Genomic DNA, 22,498 nt, shown 5'->3' on the forward strand with positions numbered 1-22,498 from the left:
GTCACCCGAGCGGCAGATCGAGTACGACGTTCGGCACCGTCGTGCTGTTGGTGGTGCGGATGCTGTTGATCTCCGTCGCGGTCAGCGCGCGTTTGTAGAGGCGAACCTCGTCGAGCGAGCCGTCGAAATGATGGGCGCCGTCGAGCCGCTGACCGACGTACATCTTGAACGGGCGGCCGGGACTGACCGAGCCGCTCGGTGCGGTGACACTCGCGGCCTGGGCGCCGTCGACCCAGATCGAGAGTGTGCCGGCCTTGCGTTGCAACGCGACGTGGTGCCAGGCGTTGTCGTTGTAGGCCTTCGTCGTCTGCACGGCCGCGGTGTTGCCGCCGGTCGTGATCAGACCGCGGATGCGCCCGTCCGCGGGTTCGGCCCGGAGCCAGAATTGCGAGAACTCGTTGATGTTGTAGCCCCAGAAGATCGCCTGCGGCGTGGTGCTCGCGCCGTACTTGATCCAGGCCATCGCGGTGAAATCGCCCGCGCCGACCGCGAGCGACTCGGCGTACGGGAGCTGGAGCGCATCGTCTACGCCGTCGAAGTCTTTGGCCTGGCCGAACTTGCCCGTGGTTGCGGTGGGTCCGCCGCGCAGGTAGCTGTCGTTGTGCAGGCCGCTGACGTCGGGTGTGGTGGCGCCGAGCGGTGCGTCCGGGTGACCGATGTCGTTCTCGGTGAAGCGGGCGAAGCGGATCTGGTCACGCGCGTCGACCGTACCGCCTTCGTACAGCAGGCCGATCTCGCCGGTGTCGAGGATCGCCATGTCGGAGTACCCGGACCAGTCGCTGGTAATTCGGGTGCCCTGAGCAACGGTCTGCCAGGTCTTTCCCTCGTCGAAGCTGGAGCGGATCGTCATATACCGTCGGCGATCGGGATCCGCCGGGGCCGCGAACAGGATCCGGTTGTACTTGTCGCCCTGATCGGTCGCGCGGAGACGCTGCAACGATCCTTGCACCACAGGCGTTGTCAGCCCGGAGATCGTCGCGAACGGCGCCGCGAACGTCTGCCCACCGTCGTTGCTGACCGCGGCCATCCGGCTCGCTCCCGACGTACCGGCGTTGTTGCGAGCGCCGGCGTACACGCCGCCGTCGACCTTCTCGACCACGCTGATCTCCTGCGGCGTCGCGTCCGACCGGAGATCCGTCGCGCTCTTGTGCCAGGTCTCGCCGTGGTCGTCGCTGTAGACGAGCTGGCCGGCGTTCTGACCCGCGCCGTTGTCGTAGTTCGTGCCTGCGACCAGCCGGCCGGCGTGGGCGCCGCGGGTGAGCTGGATGCCGTGCACCGGACCGGTCGCGTACCAGCCCCAGGCCGGGTCGTCGATCTGGTCGCCGATGTTCTTGGCCTTGCTCCACGTCTTCCCGTCGTCATCACTGAACTGGACGTACGGCGTCCGCGGGCGGCTCGTCGTACCGGGGTCCATCGTGGACAGCAGCACGATCCGGCCGGTCTCGTAGTCCACGATCGGGGCCGGGTTGCCGCGGGTGGCGACCGCCGCGGGGTCAGAGTCGGTGCCGGACAGTACGGTCTGGGTCGCCGGCCAGGTGCGGCCGTCGTCCTCGGAGCGGCGCAGTACCAGGTCGATCTCCTGGGAGTCGGCGCACCATGCACGCCGGGCCTCGGCGAACGCGAGCAGCGTGCCCGCCTTGGTCTTCACGATCGCGGGGATGCGGTAGCAGCCGTAACCGGCGTCCCCTTTGTTGAACAGCACGGTCTGGGTGATGGCGGCCTGCGCCGGAGTTGTCGGGATGCTGAGCGCGACCAGGGCCAGCGCCAACAGCACGGGTTTGAGCTTGGGCATGGGCGGATGCCTCCTGAAAGTAAACAACGGGGCGGTTGTTCACTTGGTAATTTAGCCACAGATCTGGCGCCTGGGCTAGAGCTCATAGGACGTCCTATCCCTGAAGCCATCACCTAAGTTGGAGACCATGGACCTGCTTGCCGAACTCCGCACCCGGAAGCTGCTCGCGATCATCCGCGCCGATGGGGCGGATACTGCGCTCGCCTGCGTCGAGACGCTCGTCGAGGCCGGTGTCACCACGCTCGAGATCTCGCTCACCACGCCCGGCGGCGTGGAGGCGATCGCGAAGGCGCGTTCGCAGTACGACCCGCACATCCTGATCGGCGCCGGCACAGTCGTGACCGCGGCCCAGGCCGACGAGGTCGCCGCGGCTCGCGCCGGCTTCGTCGTCACTCCGGCGATCACGCGTGGCGCTCATCGCGCGGTTGAGCTCGGTCTGCCGCTGCTGTGCGGCGCGCTCACTCCGACCGAGGTCGTCGCCGCGCTGGACCTCGGCGCGACCGCGGTGAAGATCTTCCCGGCGAAGCTCCACGGCCCCGGGTACTTCAGCGAGCTGCTCGCCCCGCTCCCCGACGCGCCGCTCATCGCTGTCGGTGGGGTCGACGCCCAGTCCGCGCCGAAGTATCTGTCCGCCGGGGCACTCGCCGTCGGTGTCGGCTCGCCGCTGCTGGGCGACGCGGGAAACGGCGGTTCGCTGGCCGAGCTCGCGATCCGCGCCAGCACGTTCCGCACCCAACTCGACGTCTGATCACCGCGCGCCCGGACAGCAGACCATACGGTTTGGTATGGCACAGTCGGGGCGGCGGGTCAGCCAACCTCGGAGAACCCAGATGACCGACCTCCTCACCTTCGGCGAGACGATGGTCTCGGTGCGCACTGCTCGCCCGATGCGCCTCGGCGGCGACGCGCACCTGTCCGTCGCCGGCTCCGAGAGCAACGTGGCGATCGGGCTCGCCCGGCTCGGCCACGATACCGCCTGGTTGGGTGCCGTAGGCAACGATGAGCCGGGTCGGCTGATCCAGCGGACCTTGCGCGCCGAGAACGTCGACACGACGTACCTGCGGTTTTCGGACGACTCGTTCACCGGCTTCATCGCGTTCGACCAGCCGTCGCACGACATCACCAGGGTCAGCTACCACCGCCGCGGTTCGGCCGCGTCCACGCTCACCGCTGCGGAAACCACTGCGGCTCTGACCGCGGCGAACCCGAGGCTGCTCCACGTCACCGGCATCACGCCGGCGCTCTCCGACACCGCGCGGGCCGCGACGTTGGCCGCCGTACGCACGGCATCCGCGGCAGGCGCCCAGGTCTCATTGGACGTGAACTACCGGGGCCGCCTCTGGTCTCGTGCCGACGCATCCATTGCGGTCCGGGAACTGCTTCCCCACGTCAACACGGTCTTCACGTCCGACGACGAGCTCGACCTCCTCACCGACGCGAGCAACGCAGTGGCCGATCTGCTCAAGACCGTCGACACCCTTGTAGTGACCGCTGGCGGGAAGGGCGCATGGGCCCATACCAAGAGCGCCGGCTCGGCCGAGGTGCACACCATCCACCGCCCGGCTCTCGCCGTCACCGTGGTCGACAGCATCGGCGCCGGCGACGCCTTCGTCTCCGGCTACCTCTCCGCCACCCTCGACAACCTCTCCACCGAAGCCCGCCTCGAACGAGCCACCACATCCGGCGCCTTCTGCGTCACGGCGTACGGCGACTGGGAATCGCTCCCCACCCGCGAAGACCTCAGCCTCCTGTCCCACACCCAGGGCACCGCCCTGCGCTGAGGTCACGCGCTGTCTGCCGGAGAGCGGCGGAACTGGGAGCGGTACTCGCCCGGCGCCTTCCCGGTATGCCGCCGGAACAGGCGGCTGAACGAGGCGGGGTCCTTGTACCCCACCTCACCGGCGATACGGGACACGGTCTGACCGGTTGTCTCCAGCAGTCGTCCGGCTCGGCGTACCCGAGCCGCCTGCAGATACTCGAGCGGCGTCGTGCCTGTTGTCTCGCCGAACCGGCGGAGCAGAGTCCTGGAACTGACATGAAGCTCAGCAGCCAGTTGCTCCAGGTCATAGGCAGCGTTGAGATGCTGGTCCAGCCAGCGCTTCACGTCGTCCGCGAAGGACGAGCCCGCCGCCGGAAGGATCGCCTGGTCGACGTACGGCGCCTGGGAGGTCCGGGCGTCGTCTACGAGCGCGATCCGGGCCGTGGTCCGCGCGATGGACTCACCGCTGTTCCGGCGGATCAGCGTGAGGGCAAAGTCGTACATCGCGCTGAAGGCGGCGGTCGTAGTCACGCCGCGATCGGTGACCACGAGTTGGTCGGCTCGGACATCTATCTTTGGATAACGGCGCGCCAACTGATCGGCGTACAGCCAGGAGGTGGTGGCCCTGCGGCTGTCCAGCAGACCGGCCTCGGCGAGTAGGAACGCTCCGATGCACAGGGAAACGACCGCGCCGCCACCGGCCGCGAAGGCGCGGATGGCCGCGAGCTCCGGGCGGAGACGTGCCAGGACACCGTCCACATCCACCGCCGCCCCGACCTCGAACCCAGGCACGACCAGCACGTCCGACGGCCGCAGCGGTGCCACATCGATCCGCCCACCTCCGGAGGCAAGCACCCGCCGCCGAGGCGACACGATCCGCACGTCGTACGCCGGTTCGGCCGTCCCACGCGCCTGCGCGACCCGCGTCGCCATCGTCAGCAGATCCGGAACCCCATGCACCTCAGACGCAAAACACCCCGGATACCCAAGCACCGAAACCCGAAGCGCCACCACCTGGCGAGATTAACCACCTCCTTGGCGATCCCGCCAGTAGCCACCCAACCCCCTCCAACGAAACCCTCAACCATGACCACACCCCGCCGCTCGCTGGACGACTCTCTCGATGACTTTGAGCATCGGGTGGTGGAGGTTGGTGGGGTTGCGAAGACGGTGCACGTGACGGGCTCCGGTCCGGCTGTGGTGGTCATGCCGGAGATGCCGGGGATCAGCCCGGATGTGGCGCGGCTTGCGCGGTGGGTGCGGGATGCCGGCTTCACCGTGTTCGTGCCGTCGTTGTTCGGGGTGGACGGCGCCTACCCGACCGCCGAGCACGGCGAGGCGATCATCCGGAGAGCTTGTGTGAGCGCGGAGTTCAGCGCGTTCGCCGGCGGCGGGACGAGCCCGGTGAGCGGATGGCTGCGCGGTCTCGCCCGGATCGCGCTCGACGAAGCCGGTGGGCCCGGTGTCGGCGCAATCGGGCTCTGCTTCACCGGCAACTTCGCTCTCGCCATGGCGCTCGAGCCGGCGGTGATAGCGCCCGTCGTCAACCACCCATCGCTTCCGCTGGACGCCCCGGGCGAGCTCGAACTCTCGGCCGCCGACGCGGACGCACTGGCGGAGCGGTTCCGCCGCGAAGACCTGCAGGTGCTCGCGTACCGATTCCAGGGCGACCGCTGGTGCACCGGCCAACGATTCGCGGCGTACCAGCGACTCCTGGGCGACGCCTTCCTCGGACGCGTCCTCCCCGCGGACGCCGCGAACCCGGACCCACCGCCGTTCTTCCGGGACGTCGTGGGATGCGCGCACAGCGTCGTGACAGCCCACTTCGTCGACGAAGCCGGCCACCCCACGGTCCAGGCCCGCGACGAGATCCTGGCATTCCTCACCGCCAAGCTGCTTGTCCCACGCGAAGGCACCAGCTCGTCTTAGCCCCGACCGGTTCGAGCGGGAGGTACGACAAGAACAGATGGGACGAACTGCCCGAAGTGCGCAGCCTGGCCGAGCTAGATCGACAATGCCGTCACCTGGTTGCTCTCGGCAACCAGGTGACGGTGACCAGGTGAGGGCGGCTCAGGACAGCAGGGCCGGGTCGGACTCCAGTTCGCGTTCGGGGTCGAGGGGGAGCACGATCTTGAAGACCGTTCGGCCGGGCTCGGACTCGACGCGGAGGTCGCCGTGGTGCTTCTTGACGACGATGCGCCACGAGATGTCGAGCCCCAGGCCGGTGCCCTCGCCGATCGGCTTGGTGGTGAAGAACGGCTCGAAGATCCGGCGCCGGATCTCTTCCGGGATCCCGGGGCCGGTGTCGCCGATCTCGACGACCGCGTAGGCGCCGTCCCGGTGGGTCCGGATCGTCAGCGTCCCGGATCCACCCATCGCGCTGACCGCGTTGTCGATGATATTCGTCCACACCTGGTTGAGCTCCGCGGCGTACGCCGGGATCGGCGGCAGCTCGGGATCGAAGTCCTTCACGACCTCGTACCCCTGGAGCTTGCCCGACATCATCACCAGCGTCGACTTCAGCAACTCCCGCAGGTCAACGGTCTGGTACGGCGCGCGGTCGATCTGCGAGTACTGCTTGGCGGCGCCGACGAGTGTCGAGATGCGGGTGACCGAGTCGTCGATCTCGTTCATCAGCGACTCGGTGTCGATCGTGTACATCAACCACCGCACCGCACCCTCGAGGTACTTCGGCCCCACGGCGGTCAGCACGTTCTCCATCCACGGCACGTCCAGCCCGGCCGCGGCCAGCACCGGTGCGATGTCCCAGCTGGCCTGCACGTCGTGGTCGTCCAGCCAGTCCGTCAGTGCGTCCTCGCGGTCGGACAACTCCATCGGCGGGACGTCTTTGTCCTTGTTCTTGTCCAACCGCTCGACCGCGTCGTCCTGCAGAGCGACGATCTGGTGCAGTTTGGTCGCGTCGAGCGTGCCGTCGGCGAGCATCGCCAGCTTCGATCGCATCCCGGAGACCCGCTGCCGCAGTGTGGCCGCGGCCCGGACCGCAGCGGCGGCCGGGTTGTTCAGCTCGTGGGTCAGGCCGGCGGACAACGAGCCGAGGGCGAGCAACCGCTCGCGCTCCCCCAGCGTCTCGTTGGTCCGGCGCATGCCCATGACGAAGCCCTCGATCAGGTGCACCGCCATCGGGAACCAGGTGTTCATCATCGTCGCCATCGTGTCCGCGCCGATGACGAAGAACTCCGCGGGCTGCGTCACCTGCATCGTCGCCGTGTACGACTTGTGGTCAGCTGCACCGAAGAACGCGTTGAACGCCCCGGAGTACACCCCGCGCTGGCTGGTCCGGTTGATCTCGACCAGTTCACCGTGGGACAGCTTGCAGAGCCGGATCTCGCCGGACAGCAGGACGTAGCAGCAGGTCGCCTCGTCACCCTCGTTGAAGACGATGCCGTCGTGCCAACTCTCGACGTAGCCGGCCTCGGACAGCCACTTCAGCTGCTCGTCGGAGAGGCTCTCGAAGAGGAACAGCGTGCGCAGCTCGTCGGGAGTCAGCCGCCGCGGCTCCACAGCTTGATCAGTCATCAGAGCATCTCCAGGTATCGGTGCACCAGTGTCACGGCCATCGCTCCGTCGCCGACCGCCGAGGCAACGCGCTTCACCGACTCGGCCCGCACGTCGCCCGCGGCGAACACGCCGGGCATGCTCGTCTCCAGGTGGTACGGCTCCCGCTCCAGCGGCCAGCCCGGCGGTCTGCCGGGCAGGTCGGGTCCGGTGAGGACGAAGCCTCGATCGTCGCGGAGCAGGTCACCGGGCAGCCAGTCCGTCCGCGGAGCCGCGCCGATGAACACGAACATCCATTCCGTGTCCACCTCGCGCTTCTCCCCGGTCTCGCTGTTGAGCAGGGTGAGATGTTCCAGGTGCTCCGAGCCCATACAGGAAACGACCTGCGTGCAGGTGTGCACCTCGATGTTGTCGATCCCGTCGATCTGGTCGATGAGGTACGACGACATCGTCGCGGTGAGCGATGGTCCTCTTACCAGCATATGCACGCGCTTCGCATGCCTGGAGAAATAGACCGCCGCCTGACCGGCGGAGTTGGCTCCGCCGATGATGTAAACGTCCATGCCGGCGCAGGCCGGACCCTCTGTGGTCGCCGAGCCGTAGTAGATGCCGCGGCCGCACAGCTCGTCCACACCGGGCGCTTGCAGCGTCCGGTACGAGACGCCGGTCGCGAGGATCACCGAGTGTGCGGAGATCTCGCTGCCGTCGGCGAACCTCAGCCGCCGAGCGTTGCCGAGCGTCTCCAGCCCCACAACCTGACGCGTCGTCAGCAGCTCCGCGCCGAAGCGGACTGCCTGGCGCCGGGCCCGGTCCGTCAGCTGCGCACCGGACACTCCGTCCGGGAAGCCGAGGTAGTTCTCGATGCGGCTGGACTGCCCGGCCTGGCCACCGGTCGCCAGCTGCTCGACCAGCACAGTCCGCAGGCCCTCGCTGGCGCCGTACACAGCTGCTCCCAGCCCGGCCGGACCGCCGCCGACCACGACCAGGTCGTAGAAGTCCTTGGCCGGCGCCGTGGACAGCCCGACCTTGTTGGCCAGCTCGGTCTCGGACGGCGCGACCATCACCGTGCCGTCCGGAGTGATCACGACCGGCAGCGTCGAGCCGTCGACCTCGGCCGCGTCGAGGAGACGCTTGGCCTCTTCGTCGTCGACGTTGAGCCAGCGGTACGGCACTGCGTTGCGGGCGAGGAAGTCGCGGGCCGCGAACGACGGCGCCGACCAGCGGTGACCGATCACCCGCGTCTCGTCGCCGGACGGCTCCGGGGTCGACTTCCACAGCTCGAGCATCGCGTCGACCACCGGATACAGCTTCTCTTCCGGCGGGTTCCACGGCTTGAGCAGGTAGTGGTCGAGGTCGACCACGTTGATGGCCTGGATCGCCGCATCGGTGTCGGCGTACGCCGTCAGCAGCACGCGGCGGGCGAGCGGGAACAGATCCATCGCGGCTTCGAGGAACTCGATGCCGGACATCTGGGGCATCCGGTAGTCGGCCAGCAGCAGGGCGACCGGCTCGCCGCGGAGCTTGAGCTCCTTCAGGGCGTCCAGCGCCTGCGCCGGATTCTCCGCCCGGACGATGCGGTTCTCCTCGCCGTACCGACGGCGGAGGTCACGGGCGATTGACCGGGAAACGCCGGGATCGTCGTCCACGGTGAGGATCACCGCGCGGGTCGTTGACGCTGTCATGCCTCCTTCATACCAGCGGAAGGCCATAAACCGGGATCGGTAATCCACAGGCCCACGCCCGGTTCGCGAGGGGCTGATCCGCGAACCGGGCGCGAGGGGCGGCCTACGGGAGGGCGTCGAGGTACGGCGCGTGGTTGTTCTGGAACTCCCAGTTGTAGTAGTGGTCCCAGTTGATCGACCACGTCATCAGCCCGCGGAAGCCCGGTGAAGAGCCGCCGCGGAGGCTGTAGCCGCCGCAGTTCTGGCCCTTCACCAAGCAGTCGAGCGCCTGGTGTACGGCTACCGGGGCGGTGTAGCCGTTACCCGCGCTGACTGCTGCCGGGAGCCCGATACCGATCTGGTCGTCGCGCAGTCCCGGGAATGTCTGGCCGGTGTTCGCCACCGGGAATCCGGCCTTGACCATGTCGGTCATGGCGATGTGGAAGTCGGCGCCGCCCATCGTGTGGTACTGGTTGTCCAGCCCCATCACCGGACCGGAGTTGTAGTCCTGGACGTGCAGGACCGTCAGGGAGTCGCGCAGCGCATGGATGACCGGCAGGTACGAACCGGTCCGGTTGTCGCTGCCACCTGAGCCGCCGTAGAACTGGTAGCCGACCTGCACGAAGAACGTCTCCGGCGCCATCGTCAGCACGAAGCGGGACCCGTACTTCGCCTTCAGCGTCTTCAACGCCGAGATCAGGTTGACGATCACCGGAGTGGTCGGATTGCGGAAGTCGGTGTCACCGGCGTTGAGGTACAGCGAGTGCCCTTCGAAGTCGATGTCGAGCCCGTCCAGGCCGTAGCGGTCGATGATCGAGCTGACGGAGCTGACGAACGCGTCGCGCGCGGCTGTGGTGGTGAGCTGCACCTGCCCGTTCGCACCGCCGATCGAGATCAGCACCTTCTTACCGGCGGCCTGTTTGGCCCGGATCGCTGCGATGAACTCCGCATCGCTCTCCACATTCGGACACTCAGACGCAGGGCACCGGTTGAACCGGATATCCCCCGATGTGACGCTGGTCGGCTCTCCGAAGGCCAGATCGATGATGTCCCACTGGTCCGGTACGTCGGCCATCCGCACGTACCCGGACCCGTTCGCAAAGCTCGCGTGCAGGTAGCCGATCAGCGCATGTTTCGCCAGACCGGTACTGGTGCAGCCTCCCGTCGTACCGCTGGTAGCTGCTGACCTCGGCGACTCACCAACGCTGTTGTACGCCGCCACCGAGTAGCTGTGGCTACTACATGCCTGGAGCCCGCTGATGGTGGCTGTAGTTCCGGTGACGGTCTGGACGACGCTGGTGCCCTCATAAACCCGGTAGCCGGTGACAGTGCCTGTCGCAGCCGGCCAGCTCAACGAGATGGCGGAGTTGGTCGCACTGGTGACAGTCGGCGTACCAGGAGCGCTCGGGGCACCCGGCGTACCGCCAGGCCCGTCCAGACTGAAGTCATCGGCCTGGTACGCCGGTTGCCCGTACCAGCCGTGCACGTAGATCTGCGCGGACGTCTGACTCGCTCCGGTCGTGAAGGAGAGGCTCAGCTGCGTGAAGCTCGCCGCCGACGGCGTCCAGGTGGACGAACCACCTGTGACTCCGAGGTACACGTACGAGCCGCGCACCCAACCCGACAAGGTGTACGCCGTGTTGGGCTGCACCGACACCGTCTGACTGCACTGGGCGTAGTCGGAGCTCGTCACCGCACCGTTCAACGCAAAGCCACCACTGCGAGTCGGACTGCTGACCACCGACCCACCCGAGCAGCTCCATCCACTCAACGACCCGGTCTCGAACCCCGGGTTGCTCAGGATGTTCGCCGCCTGCGCCGGCACCGTGACCCCGGCGAGCAACACCCCAACCACCACAGCAAGCCACCGTGCACGCATGAAACCTCCTCGACGATGGATTTAGTAGAGAGCCTCCATAAATCCACGTCAATGCATCACCCGCGGCGGGAACCCGACGCTGTCGGAATCCGGCCTAGGCTGACCCGGGTGAGCGACATCGACTGGGGCCAGGGGACGTACGAAGCGACGGCGGCCGACCTGTGGCCGGCGGCCCGGGAACTGGTGGACGCGGCGCGGATCAAGCCCGGTGAACATGTGGTCGACGTCGGCGCCGGCACCGGAAACGTCGCCCTGCTCGCCGCTGACCTGGGCGCCCGCGTCACGGCGGTCGAACCGGCCGCCCGTCTCCGTGAGGTCATCCAGGAAACCGCAGGCGCCCGCGACCTGACCGTCGTCGACGGTACGGCGGCGTCGATCCCACTCACCGACGGATCGGCCGACGTCATCCTGTCCAACTTCGCTGTGATCTTCGCGCCCGACCCCGCCGCTGCGATCGCCGAGCTGTCCCGCGTCGCAGCCCCGACCAGCCGCATCCTGCTCACCAGCTGGCTGCCCGGAGTGATGGGCAAACTCGTCGGCGTCGTCGTCAGCGCAGTCCAGGAAGTCACCGGCCAGACCTCCGCGAACGGCGCCACCAACTGGCACGACCCGGCAACTCTGTCCGCCCTCCTGTCCCCGCACGGGTACCAGGTCAGCACAGCCACCCTGGAACTCTCCGTCGTCGCCCCCAGCCCGGAGCACTACTGGGAAACGCGAATCGCGAACCACCCACTAGGCGTCGCGACCTTCCCGCTCCTCGAGCGAGCAGGTCGCCTGGACGAGGTCCGCACCCGCTTCCTGCAGACCCTGGCCGACAACTGGACCGACGCACGCGGCCAGGTCCGCCTCCCTGCGCAGTACCTGCTCGCAACAGCCACCCGCTGAGTGGCAGGTTTTCGCCAGCGGCCAGTTGGAGCCAAAACGGTGTAGTCGGAGCGGCCAATTGGCAGGCTCTTCCGCGTCCGGGCTCGGGGGCGGGCGGCCGGGGCTACAGCCCACGGCCAGGACAACATGCCGTGGAGGCATCACGTGAACCATCCCAACCTGCGCAGGCGTGCCGCACTCTTGGCAGGCGCCGCGCTGATCACCACCGCCTTGGTGGCTCCACCAGGATCAGCAACACCTCCCCCCACCCCGCAGGGCCGGTCGAGCTTCGCCCCCGGCCGGTACGTCGTGACGCTGGCCGACAAGCCGCTGGCGACGTACCAAGGTGGCGTTACCGGGCTCAAGGCCACCAAGCCGGCGGCTGGTCGCAAGGTCGAGGTCAACAGCAGCAATGCGAAGGCGTACCGCTCGTTCCTGACCGGCAAGCACGCACAGGTCGCTGCAGAGGTCGGAGCCAAGGTCGACCACGACTACTCGACCACTCTGAACGGCTTCGCCGCTTCTCTGACCTCCAAGCAGGTCAACGAGCTCAGCAAGACGCCTGGTGTCGTGTCCGTCGTACCTGACCAGCTGCATGTCGCTCTGGACGACCGCAAGCCGACCGACTTCCTCAAGCTGTCCGGCCAGACCGGCGTCTGGAACGCACTCGGCGGTACGGCGACCGCCGGCCAGGGCGTCGTCGTCGGCGTCGTCGACACCGGCATCTGGCCGGAGAGCGCCTCCCTGTCCGGCCCGAAGCTCGGTACGATGCCGCCGACCGCGGCAGACCCCTACCGTCCGTACCTCTCGGGCACGACGACCATCATGGAGAAGGCTGACGGCAGCACCTTCACAGGTAGCTGCGAGGCCGGCGAGGACTTCACCGCCGACCAGTGCAACACCAAGCTGATCAGTGCGAAGTACTTCGGCGACGGCTGGCTCAACCTGGTCCCGCCGGACCAGCGGGCCGACTACGTGTCACCGCGCGACGGTGAGGGTCACGGGACCCACACTGCGACCACCGCGGCCGGCCGGGCCAATGTGGACGTCTCGGTCGGCGGTGTCGGCTTCGGCACGGTCACAGGTGTCGCTCCGGCCGCGAAGATCGCTGTGTACAAGGCGCTCTGGTCCGGCAAGGACGGACAGAACTCCGGCGGCCTCACCTCCGACATCCTCTCCGCCATCGACCAGGCGATCGCGGACGGCGTGGACGTCATCAACTACTCGGTCGGCTCGATCTTCGAGTCCGAGCACACCGATCCGATCCAGCTGGCATTCCTGTCGGCCGCGTCGGCCGGTGTCTTCGTCTCCGCTGCCGCCGGCAACTCCGGTCCGGACGCGTCCACGCTCGACAACACCTCCCCGTGGGTGACCACGGTCGGCGCCAGCACAGTCGCGCCGTACGAAGGGACCGTTCTGCTGGGCAACGGCCAGAAGTACGCCGGCCTCAGTACGACGGTGGCGATGCCGACCGGTAGCAAGCCGCTCGTCAGCCCAGCCGCGGTCAAGAACGCGGGCGTGAGTGACGCAGACGCATTGCTCTGTATGGCGAACACTCTGGACCCGAGCAAGACGGCCGGGAAGATCGTCGCTTGCGAGCGGGGCGTCAACGCCCGGGTGGACAAGTCCACCGAGGTGAAGCGGGCGGGTGGTGTCGGGATGGTGCTGCTCAACCTGTTCCCGCAGGACGTGGTCGGCGACTCCCACGCCGTACCGACCGTGCACCTCAACGCACCGGACGCGCTGTCGGTGAAGTCCTACGCTGCACAGGCCGGCGCAACAGCTGAGCTCGTGCCGGGCAACACAACTGCTACCCAGACGCCGTACCCCCAGATGGCCGACTTCTCGTCGCGCGGTCCTTCTCTGGCGAGCCACGGCAACCTGTTAAAACCCGATCTCGCTGCACCTGGTGTGAACGTGCTGGCTGCGGTCGCACCGCCCACCAACAACGGCCAGAGCTACGCGTTCCTCTCCGGTACGTCGATGGCCGCACCACACGTGGCGGGCCTGGCAGCGCTCTACCTGTCGAAGCACCCGGACTGGTCGCCGATGGCGGTCAAGTCAGCCCTGATGACCACTGCTGGAACTGTGCTCACCTCGAGCGGAGCTGTCGACACCAACCCGTTCGATGCAGGTGCCGGCGAGGTGCAGCCGTCCAAGATGCTGGACCCCGGTCTGGTCTACGACTCGGGTGACGCGGACTGGCTCGGCTACCTGGAGGGCAGTGGGGTCAACACCGGCACCGGCGTCCCTGCGATCAACCCGAGCGACTACAACGCTCCGTCGATCGCGGTCGGTCAGTTGCTGGGCACTCAGACCATCACCCGGCGCGTGACCGCTGTGACTCCGGGCCTGTACCGGGCGACGGTCTCCGTACCCGGGATGAAGGCAGTGGTGACACCGTCGATCCTGAACTTCACGGAGGCCGGTCAGACCAAGACCTTCAAGGTGAAGCTCACTCTGGACACCGGTGACTCCGGTGCGACCACCAACGGTTGGCTGACCTGGCAGGGCGCTGGGAAGACAGTCCGCAGCCCGATCGTCGCCGTACCGACGTCCGTGCTCGCTCCGACCGCAGTGTCCGGGTCGGGCGCTGCCGGCTCGGTGTCGTTCACTGCCACCTCCGGCAAGGCCGGCGCACCGATCCGCTCGTACGGCGTGGTGTCGGCTCCTCTCGTGGCCGGTGCGGTGCCCGCAGGTGCCGCCGACGCCGATCTGCCGGATTACCCGGTGACGGCGACCGCGCAGACGAAGGCGGTGCAGTGGAACATCAAGACGGTGGACCCGGCCGGCAGCATCTGGCTGGTGCTCTACAAGGTCGTGAACGGTCAGAAGCAGTTCCTGTCGTTTGTCGGTGACGGCTCGAACCAGGCGTCTGCCAGTGTGCCCGCGCCTGCTCCCGGCGTCTGGGGTGTGCTCGCGATCACCCTGTCCAACCCGCCAGGTGCCGACACGACGGAGTACACGATGCAGACCAACGTCGTGACCGCGTCGTCGGGCAGCACGCTCAAGGTGTCGCCTCCGGTGGCTCCGGCCGCGTTCAAGCCCTTCCAGGTCACCGCGTCCTGGTCGGGGCTGCCGACCGACAAGCGCTCCACCGGCTTCGTCGAGTTCCCGAACCGGGCCGGGACGGTCGTGACTATCAACTAGATCCAGCGGCGGCGGGCGGCTTGAACGCCCGCTTGGAACCGGGTCTGCGCGCCGAGCGCATCCATCAGCGCGCGGACCCGGCGCTGGGTCGTCCGGGGACTGATCCGCAACCGTCGGCTGATCGTGTCGTCGGTCGCTCCGCCGGCCAGCAACATCAGCACGTCCCGGTCCGGAGCTCGCAGTGCCGCGACTTCACCGGTGGCATCGAGCTCCGGCATCGGCACGGCCAGTCCCCACAGCATCTCGAACGTCGCGATCAGACCGTCGAGCAGACCGGTCGACCGGATCAGCAGATGGCACTCCGCCGGCGCCCGCTTCGTCAGCGCGACCAGCGCCATGTTGTCGTCGCCCAGCACCATCTTCATCGGCATCTGCGGCAGCACCCGGCTCTGCTCACCCGCCGATCGCAGCTCCGGCAGCACCGACATGACCTCCTCGGACTCGAAGACCTCGAACCCGTAGATGGCCCGGTACACCAGACCCTCACCCAGCCGCTCCAGCTCGAGCTTCTGCTGCGACGCCGGCGGCGCGGAGTACGGCCCCCGATCGAGCGCCCGGATCTGCTCCCGGCAACTCCGCTGCATCTCCTCGTACGCCGCCAGCAGCGTCGGCCCGTCCTCGATCAGCTCGACCTGGTCCCCGCTCAGCACCGGATTCGCCCGGGCCGACCGCAACTCGTCCGCCACCGACCGAAGCCGAGCCACCTGAGCATCCAACTCATCCAGCGGGTCTACCACCACCCGGATCACCCCTCACCAACCCAACCCAAACCCCCTCACACTAAACCGCGTCAAGTAATCCCTGACAGCGTTGTCTCAAAGACGACGAACCTGCCCGGACAGCTGGTGTCCGACTCAGGACCCTAAGGACCGCAGCTGAGGCAGGGCCAGGGTTGGCCGCAGCGGGAGCAGAGGCCCCCGGGGGTGGCGACCGGCAGCCAGACTGTCTTGACGGGGTCGGCCGGTGGCGGTGGGGCTGATCTTCTGATGTCTGGTGTGGTGGTGAGCCAGCGGAGGGTCGTGTGGCCGGCTGTGGCGTGGACTTCCAGTAGTGCTTGGACGCCGCCGTCCCAGGTGGAGGTGCTTGGGTGAGGGGCGCGCCAGCGCAGGGCTGCCGTGCCGTCGGACCACTCGACACCTTCGGCGAGGGTGGTGGTTTGGTGGACCAGGTGGAAGAGGCGAGCCTGTCGCTGCAGTGTGTTCACCTCTCCAGACTGCCCAGAGGGGGCTGCGTACAACAGGTGTGGGCTGTGGGCTGTGGGAACAGCCCACAGCCCACATGCCCTTGTTTTTCACGGTTTTTGTCGGCGAGGGCATGTAGCGTCACGGCACGCACCACATGAGCTCGAAGCGCGAACGGGGTGGTCCTGTGACCGAGACATCTACTACTGAGGCAAGCAGTGCCTTCGGGACGCACTTGCGGCAGTCCAGGCAGGCGGCCGGCCTGAGCCTGCGGCAACTGGCAGCCCGCGTTGGGTACGACCACAGCTACCTGTCGCAGGTGGAGCGCGGGCAGCGGCCGGGGTCTGCGGACTTGGCCCGGCTCTGCGACCGTGAGCTCGGCACCGGCGACCAGCTGACCGTCACCTTCGAGCGAAGGCCCTCCCGCACCGAGCGGCCCGGGCAAACAGCCGACCCGTTGGAGCCGGCCCGGCAAGGGCTGGTCGCAGCCGCCGATGTTGCGGACCAGGCGATTGCGCTCGACGACTTCCGCAGCACGCCGCCGGGTGCGCTGCTGCCCGATCTGGTGAGTGAGCTGCAGCTTCTGCAGGCTCGGGGCGGTGACGAGATGCAGACGGTCGAGCTGAGCATCCTCGTCGCAGAGACCCTCACCGGGCTTGGCGAGCGACGTTCGGCGAGGCGCTGGTGGTTGGCCGCGCATGCGTCGGCAGTCGGTGCCGGAGAGGCGCTGGTGTGTGCCAGAGAGGCGATCAGCGGTCTCGCCGAGCGACGTCCGTTGCCGCCCTTGCTGGAGCTGGCCGACAAAGCCTTGGCGCACCATTCACCGACCGCGGTGTCCCATGCGGCGCGGGCGCTCGTCCTGGCCGAGCTTGGGCGGAGCGAGGAGGCGCATCGGGCGCTGCAAGTGCTTGTGGGCATCGGCGACGAGGGCCTCGCCGCGCGACCGGCGGACTGGATGCCCTACCAGCTGCATTGGGCCGAGGGACGGGTGTGCGCGCGATTGGGATATGGGGTCCCGGGCTGCATCCTGCTCGAGCGAGCCAGAGAGCTCTGCCCGGAGCGCTGGATCGGCGAACGCGCCAAGATCGACCTCGCCCTGGCCGAGAGTCTGGCTGTTGCCGGAGAGGTCCCGGCCGGCCTGGCCACGGCTCTGCGGGTCCTGGTCGAGCTGCCCGACGAGTGGCGCGACCTCTGGGTGCACGACGCTGCCGATCGCGTGCTCCGCGTTGTGCCCGAGAGCGAGCGCGGTGCAGTGGAGCTACGCAGACTGCTGGGGACCAAGGGCCGGAGTGTGGGCAGTGGGTCGAGCTGGAGGTGAGCGCAGGGGTAGCGTGCGGTGGGTGACAGGTGAACAGCGGACAACGGCAGTGGCAGACAAGTGGGACTTCGCAGTCGAGCTGCGCAGTGATCCGGCCAGCGCAGAGGCTCGGGCGGCCGTGCTCGCGGATCCGGCGTTCGGGCAGTCGTTCACCGACCACATGGTGGTTGCCAACTGGTCACTGGATCAGGGCTGGCATGACGCCAAGGTGACGGCGTACGCACCGCTGAAGCTGAGCCCGGCGGCTGCTGTCTTCCACTACTCGCAGGAGATCTTCGAGGGACTCAAGGCGTACCGGCACCCGGACGGCTCGGTGTGGGCCTTCCGCCCCGACCGGAACGCAGCCCGGTTCACTGCGAGCGCCGAGCGGCTGGCGTTGCCGCAGGTGCCGGAGGACGAGTTCGTCGCAGCACTGCGCGCGTTGGTGACCGTTGACGAGGCCTGGGTGCCGTCAGCCGAAGCCAGCGAGACCAGTCTGTATCTCCGGCCGTACATGATCGCCACCGAGGCCGCACTCAGCGTCCGGCCGTCGCACGAGGTGCTGTTCGGCGTCATCGCATCACCAGCCGGCCCGTACTTCAACACCGGCCCCAAGCCCGTCTCCATCTGGCTGACGACCTCCACCATCCGAGCGACGCCGGGCGGGACGGGCGCAGCCAAGTGCGGCGGCAACTACGCGTCCAGCCTGGCCGGTCTGGCCGAGGCAGTGGCCAACGGCTGTGAGCAGGTCGCGTTCGTCGATGCGGTCGAGCGCAGGTGGCTCGAAGAGATCGGCAGCATGAACATGTTCTTCGTGTACGCCGATGGCCGCATCGCAACGCCCGAGCTGAACGGTTCGATCCTCGAAGGCGTCACCCGCGCATCCGTGCTCGAGCTCGCCGCCGACCTCGGCCACCCGGTCGAGGAGCGCCGGATCTCCGCCGACGAGTGGCGCGACGGCGTACAGAACGGTGAGATCACCGAGGTCTTCGCCTCCGGCACCGCAGCGGTCATCACGCCGATCGGCCGAGTCGCCTGGCCCGAGGGCGACCTGACCATCGGCGACCACTCCGTCGACTACGGCGTCGGCCCGGTCACCGCGAAGATCCGGTCCACGCTGCTCGACCTGCAGTACGGCCGCACTCCCGACACCCGCGGCTGGCTTACGCGGCTGGCTTGATGCCGTTTGTCCCCGGCGCCGGTTAGGTTGGCACCATGGCCGAGTCCAAGGGCAAGTCGCCGGCGATCGAGCTCGAAGTCGGGGAGCGGACGGTCCGGATCTCCAACCCGGACCGCGTGTACTTCCCTGCCCGCGGCGAGACCAAGCTCGACCTGGTCAACTACTACCTGTCCGTCGGCGACGGCATCGTCAACGCGCTCCGCGAGCGCCCCTGCATGATGCACCGATTCCCCGAGGGCGTCGCGGGCGAGAAGGTCCACCAGAAGCGACTGCCCCACGGTGCGCCGCCCTGGATGGAGACGGTCCGGGTCAAGTTCCCGCGGTACAACCGGACCGCCGACGAGCTGTGCGTCACCGAGATCGCGCATGTCGTCTGGGCGGTGCAGATGTCGACGGTCGAGTTTCACCCGTGGAACTCCCGTCGCGCCGACACCGAGAAGCCCGACGAGTGGCGGATCGACCTCGACCCGATGCCCGACTGCCCCTTCGACCGGGTGCGGCGGGTCGCGCACGTCGCCCACGAAGTGCTCGAGGAGCTCGGTGCGGTCGGCTATCCGAAGACGTCCGGCGGTTCGGGGATCCACATCTACGTTCGCGTCGAGCCGGCGTACGGCTTCTCCGACGTACGGCGTGCGGCGCTCGCGTTCGCCCGTGAGGTCGAGCGGCGTGCGCCGGACGACGTGACCACGACCTGGTGGCGCAAGGACCGCGACCCGAAGAAGCTCTTCGTCGACTACAACCAGAACGCCCGCGACCACACGATCGCGAGTGCGTACTCCGTCCGCGGCAACCCCGAAGGCACCGTGTCGACCCCGATCCGCTGGGACGAGATCGACGACGTGAACCCGAAGGACTTCACCATCGAGACCGTCCCGGCACGGTACGCCGAACTCGGCGACCTGCACGCGGACATCGACGACAACGTCTACTCACTGGACACGCTGATGGAGTGGGCCGAGCGTGACGAACGGGAAGGTGCCGAAGCGCCGCCGGAGGACGAGTAGCAGTCACAGCGGTTCCGCGCTCAGCATCGCCGCCAGCTTGAAGATCGGCAGCGTGATCTGCCGCAGCAACCAGTACGCGATGACCGCACCGGCCACCAGTGCAACCAGCAGACACCCGATCAGAATCGCCACCGCCCGCGTCGCCGAGCCGGGCAGCCAGTTCGTCGCGGACTGCAGTGAGCTCTGGCCAAGACTCCGGGTCTGCTGCAGCGAGTCCTCGTACTGTTTGCGCAGCGCCCGATCCGCGCCGACCGAGGCCGCGATCGCCGCCTGTTTATCGCCCGCCTCGTACGTCGCGAACTCGGCCCGCGTGGCGGTCCACCAACGCTCGAAGCCCGCACTCGAGTCACTCGCTGCGCTGCGTTCCTCGTCCGTGATGGCGGCCTGTACCGCGGCCGCAAAGTCCAGGCGTGCCGCGGCCACACGCTGGTCGGCTTCTCGCAAGTACATCGCGTCGCCGGTGAGCAGGAAGCCGCGTTGGTCGTTGGCCACGCTCTTCGCGTCCAGCGACGCGGAGGCGATCGCGGTGGAGTACGGCACGTCGTCCTTCACCCGGGCCTCGCCCTGGCTCAGATTGACGACGAGCGCGATCGCCACCCCGGTCACAATCACGAGCAGCGCCAGCAACGCACCCAGTCCGGCGCGCACCTTGCGCCCGAGCGGAACTCTGCGTCGTGCGGACTTGATCTCGGCCACGATTCCTCCCCCACCAGATGCTCACATTGTGCACATCCGGTACGCCGAGCGTCAGCGCCTCAGGGGCCAACCAGGCCGTGGTGCAGCAGGCCGCTCAGGGTGGCGATCGCGGTCTCGTCGGTGACCCGTCTGTCCCTTGGCCGACCTCGCTTAGGATCCCGGGGTGCAGACCTTGGACTCAGCCGCCGCCTACGATCGCGCTGTCGAGCTGGCGACGCGGGGGCGGCGACAGATCTTGGGGATCACCGGGGCGCCGGGGGCCGGCAAATCGACGTACGCCGAGCAACTTGCCGCGAAGCTTGCCGGTGACGGCCATCAGGTCGCGCTGGTGCCGATGGACGGCTACCACCTCGCGCAGTCGGTGCTGGAGGAGCTCGGGCTCGCTGACGTGAAGGGTGCACCGCAGACCTTCGACGGCTACGGCTTCGTCGCGTTGCTGAAGAGACTGAAGGAATCGCCGGACGAGCAGATCTGGGCGCCGCGCTTCGACCGCGGCATCGAGGACTCGATCGCCGCGAGCATCGGCGTCGCACCTTCAGTCACCCTGGTTCTCACCGAGGGCAACTACCTGCTCCTCGACGAGCCGCCCTGGACGACCGTCCGCACGCTGCTCGACCAGTGCTGGTACGTCGAAGTGCCTGAGCCGCTGCGCCATGAGCGACTCGAAGCCCGGCATCTCGCCTTCGGCAGATCGCCTGAGGAAGCGCACGAGCGGACCCATGGCTCCGACGAGCGCAACGCCCACCTGATCGCCGCGACCGCATCAGCGGCCGACGCGATCATTCACCCTTGACGCAGACCCGGTCGATGAACGCGGCGACGCCATCCAGGTAGAGCTGCAGACCGAAGTCGAAGTCGGCCTCGTTGTCCTCCTCGAAGCTCCCGACCTCGTCGAACACGCCGGCCTCGACAGTCCGCGCGACCGCCGGATAGACCCGCGGATCCGCGACCCGCCGCAACGTCGAGCCGAACCGCTGAAAGGCATCCGGGTTGTCCGCGTACCCGGCGGCGAGGTCGAACGCCATCCGGATCTGGCCCTGCACGTAGGTGATGAGCCCCATCACCACGCCGACCTTCGCCTCCTCCGGCAGGCCGGTGTCCTTCAGTACGCCGAGCGCGGAGTCGAACCACGCGAGGTTGTTCGGACCGGCAGGCGGCCCCGAAATCGGAACCTTCGCGTACCACCGATGCCGACGGATCGCGGTGAGTACGCCGTCCGCCCAGAACGTCAGCCCGGTCCGCCAGTCGACACCCTCGGGCATCGGGTCCGGACGCTCGAGCGCCGCGTCCGACATGATTACGAGCAGCTCGTCCTTGCTCTTCACGTGCCGGTAGAGCGCCATCGTCGAGTTGCCGAGCCGCTCCGCGACGCGAGCCATGGAGACAGCCGCCAGATCCTCCGCGTCGGCGATCTCGATCGCGGCCCCGACGATGTCGTCAAGCGTCAGCGACGGCTTCGGCCCGCGCCGCGGGGTCTCCCGCAACCGCCACATCGCCGCGATATCGGCCGGCAGCTCATCGTTCTCCACCGGCTCAGTTTAGGGCTTGCTCGGCGATACTGCGTAGATGCTACGCTATTTAGCGTATTCAATACGCAGTAAGGAGGGGACGATGATCATCGAGGCAATCGGGCTTCGGAAGTCGTACGGCGCCAACGACGTACTGACCGGGGTCGACCTGAGCGTCGAGGAGGGGTCGGTGCTCGCCCTGCTCGGTCCGAACGGTGCCGGCAAGACCACTGCGGTGCGCATCCTGACCACGCTGACCAGACCCGACTCCGGTACGGCGAGCGTCGCCGGTTACGACGTACTGCGCGAGCCAGCTCGGGTCCGTGGGGCGATCAGCCTCACCGGGCAGTACTCCGCGGTCGACGAGAACCAGACCGGTCGGGAGAACCTGGTGATGGTCGGACGGCTGATGCATCTGGGCCGGCGCGCTGCACAGCGTCGTACGGCTGAGTTGCTGGAGCAGTTCGGGCTGACTGACGCGATGGACCGGCGAGTGAAGACGTACTCGGGCGGAATGCGGCGCAAGCTCGATCTGGCGATGAGTCTTATCGCCCGGCCCCAGGTGATCTTCCTGGACGAGCCGACGACCGGACTCGATCCGGCGAGTCGATCGGCGATGTGGGACGCGATCGTCAACCTGGTCCGCGACGGTACGACGATCCTGCTCACCACGCAGTACCTGGAGGAGGCGGACCGGCTGGCAGACCGGATCCTGCTGCTGGACCACGGCCGGATCGTCGCGAGCGGTACGGCCGATGCGCTCAAGGCCCAGATCGGCGGCGAGCGGATCGAGTTGCGCTTCGCCGACGAAGTCCAGCTGCTGAAAGCGACCGGTGTACTGGACGGAGTCGCCGACGAGCTGGTGCTGAACGTTCCGTCCGACGGTACGGCGGCGCACCTGCACCACGTGCTCGACGTTCTCCGGGACAACGGACTGGAGCCGGAGCGGGTCTCGTCGCACCGGCCGACGCTCGACGACGTGTTTCTCGCTCTGACGGCCTGAGGGGTTTG

18 protein-coding genes are annotated in these 22,498 nt (G+C 67.9%); 10 read left to right on the plus strand and 8 right to left on the minus strand.

Going from position 1 to position 22,498, the window contains the following annotated elements; all coding sequences use genetic code 11:
* Position 1: 1 nt before the first annotated feature.
* A complete protein-coding gene (locus AB0J62_RS01075; RefSeq protein WP_363862669.1) occupies positions 2-1,792 on the minus strand; it encodes a sialidase family protein in 1,791 nt (596 codons plus the stop codon).
* A gap of 127 nt (positions 1,793-1,919) precedes the next feature.
* On the opposite strand from AB0J62_RS01075, the gene AB0J62_RS01080 reads away from it, so the two are divergent.
* On the plus strand, positions 1,920-2,540 hold the full coding sequence (locus AB0J62_RS01080) for a bifunctional 4-hydroxy-2-oxoglutarate aldolase/2-dehydro-3-deoxy-phosphogluconate aldolase (protein WP_363862672.1): 621 nt from the start codon (positions 1,920-1,922) through the stop codon (positions 2,538-2,540).
* Between the two features lie 82 nt (positions 2,541-2,622).
* Positions 2,623-3,573: a sugar kinase gene (locus AB0J62_RS01085; RefSeq protein WP_363862675.1), complete on the plus strand. Its 951-nt coding sequence runs from the start codon at positions 2,623-2,625 to the stop codon at positions 3,571-3,573.
* Between the two features lie 2 nt (positions 3,574-3,575).
* Here the strand turns inward: AB0J62_RS01085 and AB0J62_RS01090 are convergent, their stop codons facing one another.
* Positions 3,576-4,511 (minus strand): helix-turn-helix domain-containing protein, encoded by a 936-nt coding sequence (locus tag AB0J62_RS01090; RefSeq protein WP_363862678.1) that lies wholly within the window; start codon positions 4,509-4,511, stop codon positions 3,576-3,578.
* Between the two features lie 126 nt (positions 4,512-4,637).
* On the opposite strand from AB0J62_RS01090, the gene AB0J62_RS01095 reads away from it, so the two are divergent.
* A complete protein-coding gene (locus tag AB0J62_RS01095) occupies positions 4,638-5,480 on the plus strand; it encodes a dienelactone hydrolase family protein (RefSeq protein WP_363862681.1) in 843 nt (280 codons plus the stop codon).
* A 141-nt stretch (positions 5,481-5,621) separates the two neighbouring features.
* On the opposite strand, the gene AB0J62_RS01100 is transcribed toward AB0J62_RS01095, so the two are convergent.
* From AB0J62_RS01100 to AB0J62_RS01110, 3 genes are all read right to left on the minus strand, one after another.
* Positions 5,622-7,088 carry an ATP-binding protein gene (locus AB0J62_RS01100; RefSeq protein WP_363862684.1) on the minus strand — a complete coding sequence of 489 codons (1,467 nt, stop codon included), beginning with the start codon at positions 7,086-7,088 and terminating at the stop codon, positions 5,622-5,624.
* The gene (locus tag AB0J62_RS01105; RefSeq protein WP_363862687.1) at positions 7,088-8,749 is read right to left on the minus strand and encodes an FAD-dependent oxidoreductase; all 1,662 of its coding nucleotides are present in this window, start codon (positions 8,747-8,749) and stop codon (positions 7,088-7,090) included. The genes AB0J62_RS01100 and AB0J62_RS01105 overlap by 1 nt, the downstream gene beginning before the upstream one ends.
* A 103-nt stretch (positions 8,750-8,852) precedes the next feature.
* Positions 8,853-10,607 (minus strand): glycosyl hydrolase family 18 protein, encoded by a 1,755-nt coding sequence (locus AB0J62_RS01110; protein ID WP_363862690.1) that lies wholly within the window; start codon positions 10,605-10,607, stop codon positions 8,853-8,855.
* 108 nt (positions 10,608-10,715) lie between these two features.
* On the opposite strand from AB0J62_RS01110, the gene AB0J62_RS01115 reads away from it, so the two are divergent.
* Positions 10,716-11,492 carry a methyltransferase domain-containing protein gene (locus tag AB0J62_RS01115; protein WP_363862693.1) on the plus strand — a complete coding sequence of 259 codons (777 nt, stop codon included), beginning with the start codon at positions 10,716-10,718 and terminating at the stop codon, positions 11,490-11,492.
* 144 nt (positions 11,493-11,636) lie between these two features.
* Positions 11,637-14,621, plus strand: coding sequence for a S8 family serine peptidase (locus AB0J62_RS01120; RefSeq protein ID WP_363862696.1), 2,985 nt, complete (start codon positions 11,637-11,639; stop codon positions 14,619-14,621).
* On the opposite strand, the gene AB0J62_RS01125 is transcribed toward AB0J62_RS01120, so the two are convergent.
* Positions 14,618-15,325: a hypothetical protein gene (locus tag AB0J62_RS01125; RefSeq protein WP_363862699.1), complete on the minus strand. Its 708-nt coding sequence runs from the start codon at positions 15,323-15,325 to the stop codon at positions 14,618-14,620. The genes AB0J62_RS01120 and AB0J62_RS01125 overlap by 4 nt on opposite strands.
* 664 nt (positions 15,326-15,989) lie before the next feature.
* Here AB0J62_RS01125 and AB0J62_RS01130 point away from each other — a divergent pair.
* Genes AB0J62_RS01130 through ligD form a run of 3 tightly spaced genes read left to right on the plus strand, consistent with a single transcriptional unit; the run spans position 15,990 to position 19,283 of the window.
* Complete coding sequence (locus tag AB0J62_RS01130) at positions 15,990-17,120, plus strand: helix-turn-helix transcriptional regulator (protein ID WP_363862702.1); 1,131 nt, start codon at positions 15,990-15,992, stop codon at positions 17,118-17,120.
* A gap of 13 nt (positions 17,121-17,133) precedes the next feature.
* A complete protein-coding gene (locus AB0J62_RS01135) occupies positions 17,134-18,279 on the plus strand; it encodes a branched-chain amino acid aminotransferase (RefSeq protein ID WP_363862705.1) in 1,146 nt (381 codons plus the stop codon).
* A 35-nt stretch (positions 18,280-18,314) separates the two neighbouring features.
* Positions 18,315-19,283, plus strand: coding sequence for a non-homologous end-joining DNA ligase (ligD, locus tag AB0J62_RS01140; protein WP_363862708.1), 969 nt, complete (start codon positions 18,315-18,317; stop codon positions 19,281-19,283).
* Between the two features lie 3 nt (positions 19,284-19,286).
* Here the strand turns inward: ligD and AB0J62_RS01145 are convergent, their stop codons facing one another.
* Complete coding sequence (locus AB0J62_RS01145) at positions 19,287-19,979, minus strand: hypothetical protein (RefSeq protein WP_363862711.1); 693 nt, start codon at positions 19,977-19,979, stop codon at positions 19,287-19,289.
* Positions 19,980-20,142: 163 nt separating this feature from the next.
* On the opposite strand from AB0J62_RS01145, the gene AB0J62_RS01150 reads away from it, so the two are divergent.
* Positions 20,143-20,772 (plus strand): nucleoside/nucleotide kinase family protein, encoded by a 630-nt coding sequence (locus AB0J62_RS01150; RefSeq protein WP_363862714.1) that lies wholly within the window; start codon positions 20,143-20,145, stop codon positions 20,770-20,772.
* On the opposite strand, the gene AB0J62_RS01155 is transcribed toward AB0J62_RS01150, so the two are convergent.
* Positions 20,759-21,508 (minus strand): TetR/AcrR family transcriptional regulator, encoded by a 750-nt coding sequence (locus AB0J62_RS01155; protein WP_363862717.1) that lies wholly within the window; start codon positions 21,506-21,508, stop codon positions 20,759-20,761. The genes AB0J62_RS01150 and AB0J62_RS01155 overlap by 14 nt on opposite strands.
* Positions 21,509-21,590: 82 nt before the next feature.
* Between AB0J62_RS01155 and AB0J62_RS01160 the strand changes: the two genes are divergently transcribed.
* Entirely contained in the window at positions 21,591-22,490 is a 900-nt protein-coding gene (locus AB0J62_RS01160) for an ATP-binding cassette domain-containing protein (RefSeq protein WP_363862720.1), read from the plus strand.
* Positions 22,491-22,498: the final 8 nt, after the last annotated feature.

This window comes from Kribbella sp. NPDC049584 (assembly GCF_040675555.1).
Classification (GTDB): domain Bacteria; phylum Actinomycetota; class Actinomycetes; order Propionibacteriales; family Kribbellaceae; genus Kribbella.